Source organism: Promicromonospora sp. NPDC050262, from assembly GCF_040655935.1.
GTDB lineage: Bacteria > Actinomycetota > Actinomycetes > Actinomycetales > Cellulomonadaceae > Promicromonospora.
Genome location: NZ_JBFAKX010000001.1, coordinates 116,095 through 133,036, shown reverse-complemented (window position 1 = coordinate 133,036; position 16,942 = coordinate 116,095). Strand labels below are relative to the sequence as shown.

12 protein-coding genes are annotated in these 16,942 nt (G+C 73.1%); 5 read left to right on the top strand and 7 right to left on the bottom strand.

What is annotated here, in order from left to right; all coding sequences use genetic code 11:
* Positions 1 to 49: 49 nt before the first annotated feature.
* The 3 genes from AB0I29_RS00640 (at position 50) to AB0I29_RS00630 (ending at position 4,357) form a co-directional block, all read left to right on the top strand.
* Positions 50 to 2,578: a tetratricopeptide repeat protein gene (locus AB0I29_RS00640; RefSeq protein WP_357476775.1), complete on the top strand. Its 2,529-nt coding sequence runs from the start codon at positions 50 to 52 to the stop codon at positions 2,576 to 2,578.
* Between the two features lie 216 nt (positions 2,579 to 2,794).
* Positions 2,795 to 3,541 carry a hypothetical protein gene (locus tag AB0I29_RS00635; RefSeq protein ID WP_357476772.1) on the top strand — a complete coding sequence of 249 codons (747 nt, stop codon included), beginning with the start codon at positions 2,795 to 2,797 and terminating at the stop codon, positions 3,539 to 3,541.
* A 63-nt stretch (positions 3,542 to 3,604) separates the two neighbouring features.
* Positions 3,605 to 4,357: a metallophosphoesterase family protein gene (locus AB0I29_RS00630; RefSeq protein WP_357476769.1), complete on the top strand. Its 753-nt coding sequence runs from the start codon at positions 3,605 to 3,607 to the stop codon at positions 4,355 to 4,357.
* Between the two features lie 19 nt (positions 4,358 to 4,376).
* On the opposite strand, the gene AB0I29_RS00625 is transcribed toward AB0I29_RS00630, so the two are convergent.
* Positions 4,377 to 5,108, bottom strand: a complete 732-nt coding sequence (locus AB0I29_RS00625) for a class I SAM-dependent methyltransferase (protein WP_357476766.1) — start codon at positions 5,106 to 5,108, stop codon at positions 4,377 to 4,379.
* A 587-nt stretch (positions 5,109 to 5,695) separates the two neighbouring features.
* Between AB0I29_RS00625 and AB0I29_RS00620 the strand changes: the two genes are divergently transcribed.
* The gene (locus AB0I29_RS00620; RefSeq protein WP_357476763.1) at positions 5,696 to 5,911 is read left to right on the top strand and encodes a helix-turn-helix domain-containing protein; all 216 of its coding nucleotides are present in this window, start codon (positions 5,696 to 5,698) and stop codon (positions 5,909 to 5,911) included.
* 154 nt (positions 5,912 to 6,065) lie between these two features.
* Here AB0I29_RS00620 and AB0I29_RS00615 read toward each other — a convergent pair whose 3' ends face one another.
* On the bottom strand, positions 6,066 to 6,698 hold the full coding sequence (locus AB0I29_RS00615) for a metallophosphoesterase (protein ID WP_357476760.1): 633 nt from the start codon (positions 6,696 to 6,698) through the stop codon (positions 6,066 to 6,068).
* Between the two features lie 82 nt (positions 6,699 to 6,780).
* On the bottom strand, positions 6,781 to 8,481 hold the full coding sequence (locus tag AB0I29_RS00610) for a hypothetical protein (protein WP_357476757.1): 1,701 nt from the start codon (positions 8,479 to 8,481) through the stop codon (positions 6,781 to 6,783).
* A 122-nt stretch (positions 8,482 to 8,603) separates the two neighbouring features.
* On the opposite strand from AB0I29_RS00610, the gene AB0I29_RS00605 reads away from it, so the two are divergent.
* The gene (locus AB0I29_RS00605; RefSeq protein WP_357476754.1) at positions 8,604 to 10,016 is read left to right on the top strand and encodes a PLP-dependent aminotransferase family protein; all 1,413 of its coding nucleotides are present in this window, start codon (positions 8,604 to 8,606) and stop codon (positions 10,014 to 10,016) included.
* Here AB0I29_RS00605 and AB0I29_RS00600 read toward each other — a convergent pair.
* The 4 genes from AB0I29_RS00600 to AB0I29_RS00585 form a co-directional block, all read right to left on the bottom strand.
* Positions 9,961 to 11,319 carry an amino acid permease gene (locus tag AB0I29_RS00600; protein ID WP_357476751.1) on the bottom strand — a complete coding sequence of 453 codons (1,359 nt, stop codon included), beginning with the start codon at positions 11,317 to 11,319 and terminating at the stop codon, positions 9,961 to 9,963. The genes AB0I29_RS00605 and AB0I29_RS00600 overlap by 56 nt on opposite strands.
* 49 nt (positions 11,320 to 11,368) lie before the next feature.
* Positions 11,369 to 13,171: an NAD-binding protein gene (locus tag AB0I29_RS00595; protein WP_357476748.1), complete on the bottom strand. Its 1,803-nt coding sequence runs from the start codon at positions 13,169 to 13,171 to the stop codon at positions 11,369 to 11,371.
* A 93-nt stretch (positions 13,172 to 13,264) separates the two neighbouring features.
* Positions 13,265 to 15,418, bottom strand: a complete 2,154-nt coding sequence (locus AB0I29_RS00590; RefSeq protein ID WP_357476745.1) for a 3-hydroxyacyl-CoA dehydrogenase NAD-binding domain-containing protein — start codon at positions 15,416 to 15,418, stop codon at positions 13,265 to 13,267.
* A 3-nt stretch (positions 15,419 to 15,421) separates the two neighbouring features.
* Positions 15,422 to 16,672 (bottom strand): thiolase family protein, encoded by a 1,251-nt coding sequence (locus AB0I29_RS00585; protein WP_357476742.1) that lies wholly within the window; start codon positions 16,670 to 16,672, stop codon positions 15,422 to 15,424.
* Positions 16,673 to 16,942: the final 270 nt, after the last annotated feature.

The window sequence follows — 16,942 nt, the reverse complement described above, 5'->3', positions numbered from 1 at the left end:
CATTTCGGTGTGATAACCGCTTCGGGTGGGATTGGGGTTCACTGACGCTGTGTCCACGTTGTCGTCACGTCGCCGTACGGCGCTCGCGCACACGATGTCGCCCGGACGGCTGCTCGCGCCGGAACGACACGTCGTGCCGTTCGTCGGCCGGCGGGCCGAGCACGCCTCGCTCGTCGTGTGGTGCACCAGCCCCGAACCCGTGGGGGTCCGGCTGGTCACCGGCCCGGGTGGCGTGGGCAAGACCCGCCTCGCCCGCGAGCTCGCCCAGCACATGGCCCGCGCCGGCTGGACCTGCCTGAACGTGCCCGACGGCGCCGAGCCACGCGCCCTGGCCGCCGTCCCCGACGGCGCCCCGGCCCTGCTGCTGGTCGACGACGCCGACGCCCGCGGGCCGGCGCTGGCCGCCCTCCTGGCCCACGCCGCCCGGGGCCGCAACGGCGCCCTGCGCATCGTGCTGGTCGCACGGGACGCGGGCCCGTGGTTCGACCGGCTCGCGGCGACCGACCTGGCGGTCCGGGAGCTGCTGGAGGCCGGCCGGGCGCGGGAGGACCTCCCGGCCGCGGTGCTGCCCGGGCAGGTGGACGCGCGGGTCGTGGCGGCCTTCGTCGAGCCGTACGCGGACGCCCTCGGGCTGCCCGCCCCGCAGGTCTCGGTGGCCTCGGTCCCGGGCGGCGCCCGGATGCTCGACCTGCAGGCGGCCGCGCTGTGCGCCGTCCTGCGCGCGCAGGCGCGGGGGCCGCGGGACACGCTGCCCGTGGACGTCTCGGACGCTCTCGACGAGCTGTTGGAGCACGAGCGCTGGACCTGGTACCGCTCCGCCGAGGAGGCCGGGCTGCTGGGCGAGGCGGGCGTGCTGCCCGAGGCCGTGGACGGCCTCGTCGCCGCGGCCACCCTCACCGGCGTGCGGACGGCGGACGCCGCGGGACGCCTCGTGGGTCGTGTCGCCGCCGTCCTGCCGGGCGTGCGGCCCGGCGCGGAGCACGACGTCGGCCGGTGGCTGCTCGACCTGGACCCGCACCGGGCGCTGCCGCCCCGCCTGGTGGACCCCCACCTCCTGGCGGAGCTCACGGACGTGCCCGCGCTGCTCGGCGCGGGCCTGGCCGGAGCCGGCACCCCCGTGGTGCGCCGGGCGGCGCTGCGCACGGCCGCGATGGTCGTGGACCGGCTCGACGGGCGCACCGGGGACCTGGACGCCGCCCTCGACCTGCTCGGCGCGGCCGTCGCGGCGCTCCCCGAGGACGCCGACACGCTCCGCACCGTCACGGGCGTGCTCCCGCGCCCGTCGCTCACGCTCGGCGAGCTGCGCGCCGAGATCACGCTGCGCACGCTCGCCGCCACCGGTCGTGACGACGTCGCCCGCCGCGCCGAGGCCCTGGCCGACGCCGGTGTCGCGCTCGGCGACGTGGGCCGGGCCGCCGACGCCGAACCCTTCGAGCGGGAGGCGGTGGGCCTGCTCCGCGGGCCGGTGGAGGCCGACCCGCACCGGTTCCGTCCCCGGCTGGCGGCCGTGCTCGCGCACCTGGGCGCCACCTGCGCGGCCCAGGGCCGCCCGGCCGAGGCGCTGCCCTGCCTGGAGGAGGCCGGGTGCCTGCTCCGCCTGGTCGCCGCGGACCACCCGGACGCCGTCGCGTTCGACCTGGCCGCGGCGGAGACGGCCGCGGCGGCGACCCGCGCCGAGCTGGGGCAGCCGCTGGTCGCGCTCGGGCCGAGCCGCGAGGCGGTCGCGCTGTGGCGTGCCGTCGCCCGCCGGAGCCCCGAGCGGTGCGCCGCGCCCCTGGCCAGCTCCCTCTCGGACGTGGCGCGCCGGCTGCTGGAGCTGGGCCGGGGTGCGGAGGCGCTGGCCCCCGCCGAGGAGGCGCTGGGGCTCCGGCGCCGCCTGGCCGCGGTCGACCCGGACTCGCACCTGCCCGGCCTCGGCGACGCGCTGGAGGTGCTGGGGAACGTGCTGACGGCGCAGGGGCGGACCGAGGAGGCGCTGGAGCACCTCGTGGACGCCGTCGCGATCCGGCGGCGGACCGCCCAGGAGAACCCGGGGTGCTACCTGGCGGACCTCGTGCGCTCCCTCCAGGCGCTGGGCACCCGGCTGTCCGACGCGGGCAGGTGGGAGGAGGGGCGCGAGCTCCAGCAGGAGGCCGTCGAGGTGCTGCGGCGCCTCGCGGCCGAGGACCCGCGGCGGTACGTCCCCGAGCTGGCCGAGGCGCTGTCCGCCCTGGGCGTCACCCACTCCCGGCTGCACCGGTCGCAGGATGCGCTCGACGCGGAGCACGAGGCGACCAGGACGTGGCGCGGCCTGGCCGACGCCGACCCACACCGCTACCGCGCCCGGCTGGCCCAGTCGCTGAGCAACCTGGGCGCGCTCCTCGCCGTCCTCCGCCTCGGCGACGAGGCAGTCGAGCTCGTGCGCGAGGCCGTCGCCCTGCTGCGTGAGCTCCTGGCCGAGAACGCCGCGAAGTACCGCCCGCGCCTCGCCGAGGCGCTGCGGACGCTGGCGCTTGCGCTGCACGACCAGGAGCGGTTCGACGAGGCGCGGCGGGTGCGGGCGGAGGCGCTGGAGCTCGGGGGGCTGGTCGCGGCGTAGGACATGGTGCCGGCTCCGACGACTGCAACGGAGTGCTATGTCCGAAAACGGCTAGAATTTGCTCTTTCATTGCCTTATCCTGGCGGCTTGAGCGCCGGGAGGTGTGTGGCGCCGGGAGATGTGCGGGTTCGCAGAGACGCCTGGGGTGGTCCACATGCAGCACCGGAAGCCCGGACGGTGAGGGGCCACGGACGATGGGCCCAGGGTGGGCTGATCGTGGTGGCGCTGGGCGTGGCGTCCAACCTTGCTCTGACCTTCGTGCCGGATGTCGTTCCCAAGCCTGCGGCAGAAGTGATCGTCTACTGCATGACTGCCGTGGTCATCATCGTGGCACCGCTGTGGGTCTACCGTGAGCTGGTCGAGTCTTCCCGCCGGCTCGAGGAGGACAGGCGGCGGATGCGCGGCATCGAGGCGGTGGGCGGCGACTACAGCCGCGAGGCGGACGTTCATGACGTCTGGAGCGCCGCGAGCGAGCGCGTGGTGTGCTTCGGCGTCGGGCTCACCGCCGTCACGAAGGACGTCGACCACATCGTCGAGGCAACCCGCCGGGGGGTGCGAGTGGACTTCGTGATGGTGGATCCGCACTGGTTGCGTTCCCAACGGCGGGTACGCGCGCTCATGGACGACTTCTACGACGAGCATGCCTTCGCGGACCGCGTGGAGAGGGCCTACCTGACGATCAGGTCGCTGGAGGAACGGCTCGGCCGAGAGGGCGCCGAGGGCGCGGTGCATCTGCACACCTATCGAGCGTGGGTGCAGCACAGTGCGACGATCGCGGACCCCTGGTCGGACGAGCCGAAGGGCTACATGGAGTTCCACGTGTTCCGCCGGCGGCCGGCATGGATACGTCTCGTCGCATCAGGGTTCGACGGTCCGCGGGGTAACCGGCCATACGTGACGCACGTCCTGCGCGAGCTGGACCGCCTGCTCGGCTATCAGCTCGCGAGTGCGGGGCCCGTGTGACCTCCGCGCGACACCTCGATGCTGTTTGGTGATCCTCACGGGTGGGTGTGGCACGATCCAGTGATGTCTCTGGAACGAGTCGCCCTGATCAGCGACGTCCACGGAAACCTGACCGCTCTCGACGCGGTACTTGACGACATCGAGAAGCGCGGCGTCGAGCTGATCATCAATCTGGGCGATCTCGTCGGCAAGGGTCCGCGGGGCAGTGAGGTCGTGGATCGTTGCGAACAAGCCTGTGCCGTCAACATCCGCGGCAACTGGGACGACCACCTTCCGGTGCTGCGGGAAGAGTCGTCGCCCGAGATGGTCTGGTGGCGTGACGAGCTGCGCCAGGACCAGCGTGACTGGCTGAGTGCGTTGCCGCTGAGCCATGACGTGCTGATCAGCGGTCGGCGCATTCGGCTGTTTCACGCGTCGGCGACCAGTCCACATGTGCGGGTCCGTGCGAACCACACGGCAGACGAGTTCGAAGGAATGTTCGCCAACACCCTCATGACGGGTGACGGCCCGGCTCCTTCGGTGGTCGGCTACGGCGACATCCACGAGGCGTTCGTCGAGATCGACGGCGGCCGGACCTTGTTCAATGTCGGGAGCGTCGGTAACCCGCTGGACGAGCCGGTGCCGAGCTACGTCGTGCTCGAAGGAGCGATCGGTGAGCAGAGCCCGGCGCCGTTCGGGATGCAGATCATCCGTGTGCCGTACGACGTCGAGTCTGAGATCTCGACTGCGGTCGAGCTGGGTATGCCCGCGCTCGAGCCGTACGCGATAGAGCTTCGGACGGCGCTCTATCGCGGCCTCCAACCGTCCCGGGCCTGACGGCATGGTCCCGGCCGGGTCAGGTCGTCCGGGTCATCACGATGTCCGACCAGGACTTCTGTGGGCGTCCCGGATCCGGTGACACGTGCTCGTCGACGGTCCACGTCGTGCCTGGCCGGCTCACGGAGACTCGTTCGATCAGGCTGCGGAACGACCTCCTGGTGTAGTGGTTCCGCCAGCGCAGGTCGCTGAGCGGCTGCCCAGGGCCGGGGCCCACTTCGTCGTGCTTGGACCTGAGCCCCTGCGAGTGATCCGCTTCCACCGTCGTCGAGATGATCGCGGACCCGCCAGGCGCGACGTGCGAGAGGAGCGCTTCGGTGATCGAGCCGTCCAGCGGCTCGGGGAAGAGGTGGACGAACGCCGTGGCCAGCACGAGCTCGTACAGGTGGTCCTCGGGTACCCAGGTGCAGAAGTCCTGGCGGATGAAGACGGGTCGGTTGTCGAGCCCGGTGTCCCTGGAAGCTGCCCGCGCCGCACTGATCATCCGCGGGCTGAAGTCGAGGCCGGTGACCTCGTAACCCTGCTTGGCGAGGTAGAGGGAGTTGGTCCCGACCGCGCAACCGACGTCGAGGGCGCGTGCGCCCGGCCGGTTGCTGAGTGCGGTCAGGATCGGCAGGAGCCAGTCGTCGGCGGCGACGAAGCGCTCCTGCGCGCGATCCCGGTAGTGGTTGACGTTGACCTCGTACGCGGTCTCGTTCACGGCTTGGACGTGAGACTCGTGCTCCGAGAGCAGGATCACTTCGACAGGCATGGGGTGCTCCAGACCGCTCTTCTACCAATGTCCTCGTCTGAGACAGACAGCTTTCAGACCTGTTCACAAAACACTGTCTGTTGGGCGTGATCCGTTCTGAGCGGGGTGTGTGGATCCTGCCATGTGCAGTCCGAGAAGTGCTAGCCCGGTAACACAATTCAACGGAAGGAATGCTCCGCGTCCAGAAGGTGCAAGCAGGGTTGATCCGGAAACCTAGTTCCCTGACCTGCGTGTTTGTTGCTCGCCGGGGGATTTGGCGAGGTGCCGGGGCTACTGACGGGTACAAAGTGCCCACGGGATCCTCACGTGGTGACGTGCAGCTGGTCCGACTTGCTCACCGTTAGCCACGGGGTGGAAGTTCGTTACCGGGAATCCCCTTTAGGGAGCCTCGGGCCACATTCCTCGAGCGGGTGCCGTGGTGTACAAACTTGAATGACCGATATGTCCAGAGTGTGAGTGTGGTGCCGGTTTCCGTGGGTGTCGGCTCGGCGGAAAAAAGAATCACCGCCCAATATCGAAACTCGCACCGATTCGACTGGACTCGGGGCACCGGAACGCGCAAGACTTGAGGTGTGAACGAGATCACAATGGAAGCCGAAGCCGACCGTCCGCACGAGGACCTCACCACGCTCGAAGCCGCGCGGTTGCTGGGAGTCTCGAAGCTGCACGTCATCGACCTTCTCGAGGCCGGTGAGATCGACTACCACATGGTCGGTGCAGACCTGATGTTCAGCGCCGCGGAGATCGAGTCGTACAAGTTCGACCGGGAGCACCGCGACGCGGAGTCCCTCGTATCCGCATGACCCCCGCGTCGCGGACGACGCCCTGGCGTATCCGCTGACGCAGTGCGTGTGCCGCGAACCTGCGACGCCACGCACCTGACGCCTGAGCGCACGTTCATCACCTGCGAACGTGCGCTCTTGTCATGTCCGGACCGGCCGTGCCCCGGGCCGGCCGTCACGCCCAGGCCAGTGGCTCCAGGTCGCGCGGCCCGTCCGCGATCAGACCCGCGATCGTCCCGGCCGCGACCGGCCGCCCGCCCCACGCGTCGACTCCGACGTTGATCTGCCGCCCACGCTGCCGCCAGGTGTCGTGCACGTGGCCGTGCACCACCCAGCCGCCCCGGTCCGCGAGCCGGTACTCGACGTACCGGTCCGCGCCGTGCGAGTCGCCCTCGAAGGGGAAGTGGGACAGCTCGAAGGTATGGCCGTCGGCCGTGACCGGCTCGGGCCGGTCGTGGATCTCGGCGAAGCCCGCGGCAAGGTAGCGCTCTCGTTCCTTCGCCCGACGCCTCGCGCGCGCCTCGGGCTCGCCCTTGCGCAGGGAGCGGTCGCCCTCCCAGCAGCGGTCGTGGTTGCCGGGCACGAGGATCTTGCGCCCCGCGAGCCTGCCGATGTTGGTGAGGGACTCGTCGAGGGCGCCGAGGGCGACGTCGCCCAGCACCCACACGGTGTCGTCGTCGGTGACGGTCTCGTTCCAGAGCTGCACGAGCCGGGCGTCCATGGCTCCCACGCCGGGGAACGGGCGGTCGCAGAACCGGATGATGTTCAGGTGTCCGAAGTGCAGGTCGGACGTGTAGTACGTAGTCATGTCGGAACGTATTCAACCGGTCCCGTGCCGCCGGGGGAACTCAATTCGGCGGCACGGGACCGGTTGGCCCGGTCGTCGGTGGTCAGTGTTCGTAGGTCCAGGTGCAGAGCCCGCCGCTGGCGGTGTAGCTCACCTTGTCGACCTCGTTGCCGAGCCAGCCCTGCACGATGCCGTCGTAGCGGGTGGCCGTGATGTAGTCGCCCTTCGGGATGGTGACGGTCTTGCTCGGGTGCGTCAGCGAGTAGACGCTGCACTCGGGGTCGTCGCCCTCCGCGATGTACTCGCAGTCGTCGCACGCCTCGATCTTGACGACGCCGGTCGCGGGTCCGGTGTAGACCATCTCGAACTCGTCGGGGCTGTAGTTGTAGACGGTCAGCGTGATCGTGCCCTCGGGCTCGTCGCGGGCCGGCACCTTGACTCCCGCCTTGGGGTCCACCAGGGCGATGCCCGCGGCGATCTGGACCCGCTCGGCGTACTCGGCCTCCTTGGCCCTCGGGTACGACTCGAGCAGGCCGGCCATGTTCTGGGCCGACGCCGCGTACTGCCGCCGTTCGAGCTGCTGCACGCCGCACTTCAGCAGCCCGGCCGGCACCTTCGTGCGTGCCTCGTCCGCCAGGGCGCTGACCTTGCCCGAGTCGAACCCCGCGAGAAAACCCGTCGACCCCGTCACGTGCTCCGTGTCGTCGCAGCCGTCCTTGCCGGCCAGGTCCTTGAGCAGCCCGTCCCGCCACTTCTCGAGGTCGCCGGGCAGGGCGGCGGCCGGGTCGCTGACCGGGTGGTCGACCAGGAGCTCGGTGAGGTACTTCTTCGCGGTGGGGAACTGGCCGAGGTCGGCGGAGCGGATCCCGCAGTCGTGCAGGGCGTCGGGCACCTCGGCCTCGGCGACACCTTGCAGCGGCCCGGGGGTGCCCGGCTCGGCGAAGTGCCGCACCACGGTCAGCGCGTTGCACGCGTCCTTGCCCTTGGCCTGCGTGTACAGGTCGTCGACGAGCCCGGGGACCCGGTCGGCGGCGCGCGTGCTGGGGTGCTCGTCCGCCGTCCGCACGTACATCGCGTACGCGGCGTCGTACTCGTCCCGGAACGGCCCGAACACCGAGCCCGCGGACTCCAGGCTCTGCGCCGCCTGGTCGAGGTCGTAGGCGAGGTACTCCTCCAGCACCTCGTGCTGGGTCACCACGTACCCGACGCTCAGCAGCGGCACGACGGCGAGCGTCGCCCACGCGACCCGGCCGGCGGCCCTCGGCGTCCAGACCGTCCGCTTCCGGGTCGCGCGCCGAGCCCGCCGTCGGGCGAGGAGCGCGGCGTCCAGGGCGAGCAGCGCGAGCGCGCCCACGTAACCCACCGCCCACCAGGCGGCGATCGGCTCGCGCCCGATCGGCAGCGCGACCCAGGCGAGGCCCGCGGTCGCCGCCAGGGCGACGGCCAGGCGGATCCACGCCCGCAGGTGCAGGTAGCCCAGCCCGAGGCCGCTCAGGTTGAGCAGCGCGGCCGTCAGCGGGCGGGCCGACGGCGGCAGGTCGCCCGCGTGCGCGGGCTCGTCGGGCGCTCCGGTCGGGCCGCCCGGCTCGTCCGCCCCGGGCGTCCCCTCAGGCGTCGCGGCGGATGACGTCCCGGGCGCTGCGCCGGACGAGGCCCGTGCGGGCGCCGCCCCCGGGACGGCAGCCCGGGCCGCTGCCTCGGACAGCAGCTCGGAGACGGTCTCGTCGGTCGTGTCGGGCTGTTCGGACGTCGCGCCGGACGGTTCCTCGGCCGAGGCCTTCGCCGGTGCGCTATCGGTGCTCATACGCCCGGATGCTAGGTCCGACGGCCGGGCGAAAAGCCCGAAAACGCCTGGTTGGCCGGGTGATTTGTTCGCTGAGTCCGAACTGTGACGAGCCGGCCCGCCCGATGCGCCATGATCGGCAGGTGGACCTCGCCGTCGATCTCAGCAACCGCACCGGGCGTACCGACGCGATCTACCGCGCCCTGCACGCCGCGCTCACCACGGGCCGCGTGCCGGCGGGGGAGCGGCTGCCCTCGACGCGCGACCTCGCGCGGGACCTCGGCGTCTCGCGCGCCAGCGTCGCCACGGCGTACGAACGGCTCATCGCGGAGGGCTTCCTGGAGACGCGGACCGGCGCCGGGACGTTCGCGACGGCGGCCGCACGCGACGCGGTGCCCGCCCGGCGGCGCAGCCCCGGCGTGCTGCGGCCGCGTGCGGGATGGCGGTGGGCGGTGCAGCCCGCCAGCGGCGACGCGCCGCCACCGGCCCACGACTTCCGCGTGGGCATCCCGGACGCGGGCCTCTTCCCGTTCGACACCTGGCGTCGGCTGCTGGCGGCCGAGTCGCGCGCGGGCGGGGTCGCGGCGGGCTCCTACGGCGGCCCGGCGGGCCTGCCCCGGTTCCGTGCGGCCGTGGCCCGCTACGTGTCGGGGGCTCGCGGGGTCAGCTCCGGGCCCGACGACGTCATCGCGACGACGGGCGCCCAGCAGGCCCTCGACCTGGTGGCGCGCGTGCTGCTCGAACCGGGGGACGTCGTCGCCGTCGAGGACCCGGGGTATCCCGAGGCCCGGGAGCTGTTCGCGCTCCACGGGGCGCGGGTGGTGCCCGTGCCGGTCGACGCCGAGGGCCTGGTCGTGGACGAGATCCCGACGCGCGCCCGCCTGATCTACACCACGCCGTCGCACCAGTTCCCGCTCGGCATGCCGCTGTCGCTCGCGCGACGGCGCGCCCTCCTGGCGCACGCGGCGCGGCACGACGCGGCGGTGATCGAGGACGACTACGACAGCGAGTTCCGTCGCGCGCGCCGTCCGCTCGAGTCCCTGCAGGCCCTGGACCGGGACGGCCGCGTGGTCTACGTGGGCACCTTCTCGAAGTCGCTGCTGCCGGGTCTGCGCGTGGGGTACCTGGTGGCGCCGCCGTCGCTGCGCGAGGCGCTGCTCGCCGCGCGCCAGCTCACCGACGGGCACGGGGCCGTGCACGTGCAGGGTGCGCTCGCGCGCCTCATCGACGACGGCCTGCTCGCCCGGCACGTCCGCAAGGCGTCCGCGGTCTACGCCGAGCGGACCGAGATCCTGCTGGACGCGCTGGCCGGGCTGCCGGTCGAGCCCGTCCCGGCGGCGGCGGGCCTGCACGTGGCGGCCTACCTCTCCGACGCCGCCCCGCTGACCTCGACCGCCCTGGTCTCCCGTGCCCGACGGCGGTCCATCGGCCTGGACTCGCTGGCCTCCTTCGCGACCGGACCCCACCGGGACGGCCTCGTGCTCGGCATCGGCGCCGCGGTCACGAGCTCGATCCGGCCAGGCATCCAGGCTCTGGGTCGCCTGCTGGAGCCGTGACGGGTGCCGCGACGGGTGTCACGACGGGCGTGGTGGCGGCCGCCGTGGCAGGGGCCGCGACGGCCGCCGTGGCCCGCGCCCGGCGACGGCGCCAGACCGTCCAGGCGAGCCCGCCGAGGGCGGCGACCACGGGCCCGGTCATGTGCGCCCCGGTCATCACGAGCAGACCGAGCGCGGCCACCAGGGACACGGCCGCGCACCACCAGGCCGCGCCCCAGCGGGGCAGCAGCCGCAGCGCCGCCGCGGTCCCCACCACGTAGAGCAGGGAGAACGTCGCGGTCGCCATGAGCAGGATCGCGTCCGTGGACTGGTGCGTCGCGGCGAGCACCGCCGTCGTACCGAGCGCGACCACCGTGATGAGGGCCAGGGAGCGGCGCGGCGTGCGGCCCGGCTCGGCGGCGAGCCAGCCCGGCAGGGCGCCGTCCCGTGCGAGGGCCGCGCCCATCCGGCTGCCGCCCGCGAAGTAGACGTTGATGGCGCCGACGGTCAGCAGCACGGCCACCACCGTGGTGACCGGCCGGGCGTGCTCGCCGAACCCGAGCACCAGCAGGTCGGACAGCGGCGCCGGGCCCGGGGTGGGCCCGAGCACCGCGACCGTGGCGAACGCGACGCCGAGGTACAGCACGCCGACCGCCGCCACGGCGATCGCCGTGGCCCGCGGGATGTCCCGGGAGGGATGGCAGTACTCGGCGGACAGCGAGCCCAGGATCTCCCAGCCGGCGAAGGCCCAGACCAGCAGCGCCGCCGCCGAGCCGACCGCGCCCCAGCCGTGCGGGGCGAACGGCGTGAGGTTGCCCGGCTGTGCGTGCGGCAGCGCCACCACCACGGCCACGGCCAGCAGCAGCGCCACCGAGCCCGCGATGACGAGCTGCGCGGTGCCGGAGACGCGCAGGTCGAACCAGTTCATGACGGCGCAGACCGCGATGATGGCGACCGTCGTGGCCAGGGCGGTGCCGGCCCCGCCGCCTGTCGCGTCCGCGACGTAGGCGCCCGCGAAGCCCGCCGCGGCGGGCGCGCCCACCGGGATGGTCGCGTAGAACGCCCAGCCGACCATGGTGGACGCCCGCTCGCCGAACGCGAGCCGGGCGTAGGTGGCCACGCCGCCGCCGTCGGGGTGCCGGGCGCCGAGCGCGGCGAACGTCGTGGCGAGCGGGATCGACAGGAGCACGAGACCCGCCCACGCCACGAGCGAAGCCGGACCGGCCACGCCGGCGGCGAGGGCCGGGAGCGAGATGACGCCGGTGCCGAGCATGGCGCCGAGGGTGAGCGCCGCGCCCTGGGGGACGCTGAGACCGTTCTTCATGGTCCCGACCCTAGGCGTGCGGTGGACCGGCGAACGGTCCGATCCCGGGTCAGTCGTTCAGGCCGCTCGCCGCCCGGGTCAGGCCCGCCGGGGCGCTCGCCAGGTCGCGCAGGTGGAGCAGGCCCGCGGTGGTCGCGATGACGAACACCCGGTCGCCCGGGTTCAGCGTGCGGCCCTGCGAGGGCTCGAACATGCGCCCGCCCCCGCCGCTCGAGTGGGTCACCGAGTCGATCGCCAGCAGGCGGCTGCGCACGGGCGGCCCGTCGCCGTCGGGCTCCCGGGCCACGGCCCCGCCCTCGTCGAGGCCGACGTCGCTGCTGTGCGCGCCGTCGAGCGCGCTGCCCCGCTCGACCAGGATCTCGGCGAGCACCAGCACCCGGTCCCGGTAGGGGATGGTGGCCTTGACCTCCTGGCCGATCATCGCCGCCGCGAAGGACGGCGCGGCCAGGAACGACGAGCTGAGCCCCACGGAGTCCGGGATCTCGCGCCGGATGCGGCGGGCCAGGTCCCGGTCGAACACCCGCAGGACGGTGCGCAGGCTCGCCGGGGCGTCCTTGGCCCGCGGGATCGAGCGGGCCGCGAAGCTGATCCCGATGGTCGTGGCGCCGCCGCTCGTGACCACGACGATCGCCTGGGCGGCCCCGACGTACGCGCCGCGCAGGGTCGTGGCCCGGCGGGCGTCGCCGATCACCACCGGCACGTCCCGGGCGCGCGCCACCGCGATGCCGCGGGCGGACTCGTCGACGTCGACGGCGATCACCGGCACGCCGCGGCGGTCCAGGGAGCGCACGATGCGCGTGCCGAGGTCCCCCATGCCGACGACGACCACGTGGTCGGACATCGCGTGCAGCGGGGAGCCGGTGTCGAGCAGCCGTTGGGTGCGCACCACGCCGTCGACCACCACACCCGTGACCCAGGGGATGACGGCGACGCTGACGACCGTCAGCGCCACCTGCGTGACCTTCACGACCGGGTGCGCGTCGTGGTCGGGATCGCTGCCCGCCAGGGAGGGCAGCACGGCCTCGTACAGCGCCCCGAGGAACGACGCGCCGGTGGCCAGCTTGATGGTCACGGCCCCAACGAGCACCACCACCAGGAGCACCCCGGCGGCGAGCAGGAGGTTCCACCCGGACGTGAGCGCCAGGGTCCGCAGGTACTCGCCGAACCGGCGGGGCCGGTGCGGGTCCACCTCGTCCTCGTCGGGCTCCAGCTCCGCCCGCACCTCCGGCAGCACGTCGTCCTCGCCGGCGTCCGCCAGGAGGACCTTGGGGGTCAGCGCCGCCAGCTCGCGCCCGCTCGGCAGGGCCACCACCGTGTCGGCCCCGTCGGTCGCGAACAGGACCATGCGGGTGGGCAGCGACGGCTCCTCGTCCGAGACGGTGACGAGGCGACGGTGCCGCACCGGCAGCCGCACCTGGCGCCGCAGCGCCGCGCCGACGATCTCGGGTGCGGCGAACGCGGACGACGACAGGACCGTGCAGCGGTCGTGCTCCAGGTGCCGGCCCAGCGACTCGTCGAAGATGCGGACCACGACGTGCAGCGCGGGCCAGGTCTCGCGCAGCAGGAGTGCGAGGGCCACGTTGCCGCCGTCGTCCTGGTCCACGAGGGCGGCCGCGGCGGCCCGGTCCGTGCCCGCCGCCAGGAGGGCCTTCTCGTCGACGCGCTCCGCTCCCAGGACGTCCACGCCGTCCAGCACGGCCATCTCCTGGGCGTACCGCGACGTGCGGTCGGGCACCAGCACCGCGACCGTGCCCCGGAAGCGGGTGCTGAGGGCCCGGGTGAGGCGGAAGGCGAGGGGACCGTCGCCGACGACGACGTAGTGCGCGCGCGTGACCGGTCCGGCGGCTGTCATGTTCGCAGAGCGTAGCGGGACCCTCCGACACCGGGGCACGTCGTGTGCGCCGGGCGTCGGAGGGTCCCGCGGGTGGTGCTAGCCGGCTCCGGCTCAGCCGACGGGGACGTTCGCCACGCCGTCCGGCAGGAACCGGCTGCCCAGGACCTTCTCGCTGTATCCCGTGCGGTCCAGGTACGGCGTGATGCCGCCCGTGTGGAAGCCCCAGCCGGCGCCGAGGATCATGGCCAGGTCGATCTGCTGCGGCCCGGGCACCACGCCCTCCTCCAGCATGAGGCCGATCTCGGTGGTCAGGGTGGTGAGCACCGCGTCGAGCACGCCGTCGCCGTCGAGCACGACCTCGCCGTGGCGGCCGGTCTCGCCCGGCGTGAGCGCGTCGCCGAACACGGCCTGGATGGCCGGGTCGACGGGCTTGGGCAGGCCCTTGGCCGGCGCGTCGAGCACCACGCGGGTGCCGTCGGCCACCAGCTTCTGCAGCCCGGGGGAGGCCGGGATGCGGTCGCCCAGGTCCTCGCGCAGCGAGGTGAGCACGTGCAGGCCGACGGCGGGGCCGACCAGGTCCAGCAGCTCGAACGTCGGCATCGGGAAGCCGAGCGGCGCCAGCGCGCGGTCGGCCACGTCGACCGGCGTGCCGTTCTCGATGGCGTCCATGACCTTGCCCATGACGAGCAGCAGGAGCCGGTTGACCACGAAGCCCGGGCGGTCGCCCGCCAGCACCGCGGTCTTGCGGAGCTTCTTGGTGACCGCGAACGCCGTGGCCAGGGCCTCCTGCGACGTCTTGTCGGCGTTGATCACCTCGACCAGCGGCATCTGGGCCACCGGGTTGAAGAAGTGGATGCCGACCACGCGCTCCGGGTGGGCCAGGTCGGCCGCCATCTCGGTGACGGACAGCGCCGAGGTGTTGGTCGCCAGGATGGTCTCGGGGGCGATCACGCCCTCCAGCTCGGCGAACACCTTCTTCTTGAGTCCCATCACCTCCGTGACGGCCTCGATGACGAAGTCGCACGAGGCGAACTCGCCGACGTCCGTGGTGCCGGACACCGAGGAGACGATGCGGGTGGCGGCCTCCGGCGTCAGGCGCCCGCGGCCGGCCAGCTTCTCGGCCGTCTCGCGCACGAAGGCCAGGCCCTTGTCCACGCGCTCCTGGTCGAGGTCGCGCATGACGACGGGCACGCCGAGGCGCTGCGCGAAGAGGAACGCCATCTGGGCGGCCATCAGGCCCGCGCCCACGACGCCGACCCGGGTGATCGGCCGGGCGAGCTGCGGGTCCGGCGCGCCCACGGGCTTCTTGCCGGCGCCCACCAGGTTGAACGCGTAGATGCTGGCGCGCATCTCGTCCGACATGATCAGGTCCGCGAGGGCCTGGTTCTCGGCGGCGAACGCGTCCGCCTTCGTGGCGTTGCGGGCGGCGGCGATCAGCTCCAGGGCGCGGCCCGGGGCCGGGCGCGAGGTGCCGACCACGGCGTCGAGCTGCGCCTTTGCGGCGCCGACGACGGCGTCCCACACGGGCTGCGGGTCGAGCTCGCGGCGCGGCACCTCGATCGCGCCGGTGACCACCTTGGCGGCCCAGATGATGGACTGCTCCAGGAAGTCGGCGGCGTCGAACTGCGCGTCCACCAGGCCGATCTTCAGCGCCTCGGCGGGCTTGAAGGGCTTGTTCGCGGCCGGGCGGGTGAGGATGACCTCGACGGCCTTCTCCACGCCGACCAGGCGCGGCACCAGGTAGGCGCCGCCCCAGCCGGGCACCAGGCCGATGCCGGTCTCGGGCAGGCCGAGCGCGGCGGCGTCGGACGCCACGGTGCGGTAGTCGCAGTTCAGGGCGACCTCGAGGCCGCCGCCGAGCGCGAGGCCGTTGACGAACGCGAACGTCGGCACGCCCGTGGCAGCGCGCAGGTCGCCCAGGATCGTGTACGCGGCGTGGCCCATGCGGCCCAGCTCGACGGCCTCGTCGTGGCCGTTCAGGGTGGTGACGCCCTTGAGGTCGGCGCCGGCGGCGAGGAAGTACGGCTTGCCCGTCACGCCGACGGCGGCGAGCTCGCCGGCCTCGGCGCGGGTGCGGACGATCTCCAGGGCCGCCTTGAGCTCGGCCATGCCGGCCGGCCCGAGCGTGTTCGGCTTGGTGTGGTCCAGGCCGTTGTCGAGCGTGACCAGCGCGAGGACGCCGGCGCCGCCCGGCAGGGTGACGTCGCGGACGAGCGAGTGGGTGACGCGCTCCGCCGGAGCGCTGGGGGTGGTGGTCTCAGGCACGGGTCAGTTCTCCTCGTCCGTGTGGCCGGAGTAGTCGGCGTGGTGCGGGTTCTCCCAGATGACGCTGCCGCCCTGGCCCAGGCCCACGCACATGGCGGTCAGCCCGTAGCGGACCTCGGGGTGCTGCTCGAACTGGCGGGCGAGCTGCGTCATGAGGCGCACGCCGGAGCTGGCCAGGGGGTGGCCCATGGCGATCGCGCCACCGTAGGGGTTGACGCGCGGGTCGTCGTCGGCGATGCCGTAGTGGTCCAGGAAGGACAGCACCTGCACGGCGAACGCCTCGTTCAGCTCGAACAGGCCGATGTCGTCGATGGTCAGGCCCGCGGCCTTCAGCGCCTTCTCGGTGGAGGGCACCGGGCCGTAGCCCATGATCTCCGGCGGCACGCCGGCGTACCCGTAGGACACCAGGCGCATCTTCGCGGGCAGGCCCAGCTCGGCGGCGACGTCGCCGGCGGCCAGGATGGCGCCCGTGGCGCCGTCGGTCAGCGGGGACGACGTCGCGGGGGTGACGCGGCCGCCCGCGCGGAACGGCGTCTTGAGGCCCTGGATGGACTCGAAGGAGGTCTCCGGGCGGGGCAGCTCGTCGGCGGTGGCCAGGCCCCAGCCCAGCTCCGCGGAGCGGACGGCGACGGGGACCAGGTCCGGGTCGATGTTCCCGTTGGCCAGCGCCTTGGCGTACTTGGCCTGTGACTCGACGGCGAACCGGTCGGCGCGCTCCTTGGTGAGCTGCGGGAACTTGTCGTGCAGGTTCTCCGCGGTGACGCCCATGTTCAGGGCCTGCGGGTCCACGAGCTTCTCGGCCACGAACCGGGGGTTGACGTCGGCGTCGAAGCCCATCGGGTGGCGGCCCATGTGCTCCACGCCGCCCGCGATCACGACGTCGGCGGCGCCCATGGCGATGCCCGCGGCCGTGGTGGTGGCGGCCGTCATGGCGCCGGCGCACATGCGGTCGATGGCGTAGCCCGGCACGGACTGGGGGAGGCCGGCCAGCATGCCCACGGTGCGGCCGAGGGTGAGCCCCTGGTCGCCCTGCTGCGTGGTGGCGGCGATCGCCACCTCGTCGATGCGCTCCGGGGGGAGCTCGGGGTGCCGCCGCAGCAGCTCGCGCACCACCTTGACGATCAGGTCGTCGGCACGCGTCTGCGCGTACATGCCGTCGGGCTTGGCCTTGCCGAACGGCGTCCGGGCGCCGTCGACGAAGACGACGTCGCGTACGGCACGGCGGGCACGCGGTGTTTCCGGGGCTGCGGTCATCAGCAGAACTCCTGGGGTTTTCGGGACGGCGGCGTCCATGAGCGACGCCGCTGGATCGAGATACACGCTACCGCGAGTACCGGTAAAAAGCACGCACGATCTGAGACCGGGTCCCGTGCGGTTCTGAAACGCAGTCTCGAAACGCAAGAAGTGCGCTTCCACCCAGTCGTCGGGCCCGAAATCAGCGTGATTCCGGGCCCGACGACTGGGTAGAAGCGCACTTCCGTGTCGCTCGGCGAGCCGTGTGCGCTCCTGCGCTCCGGCGGGTGG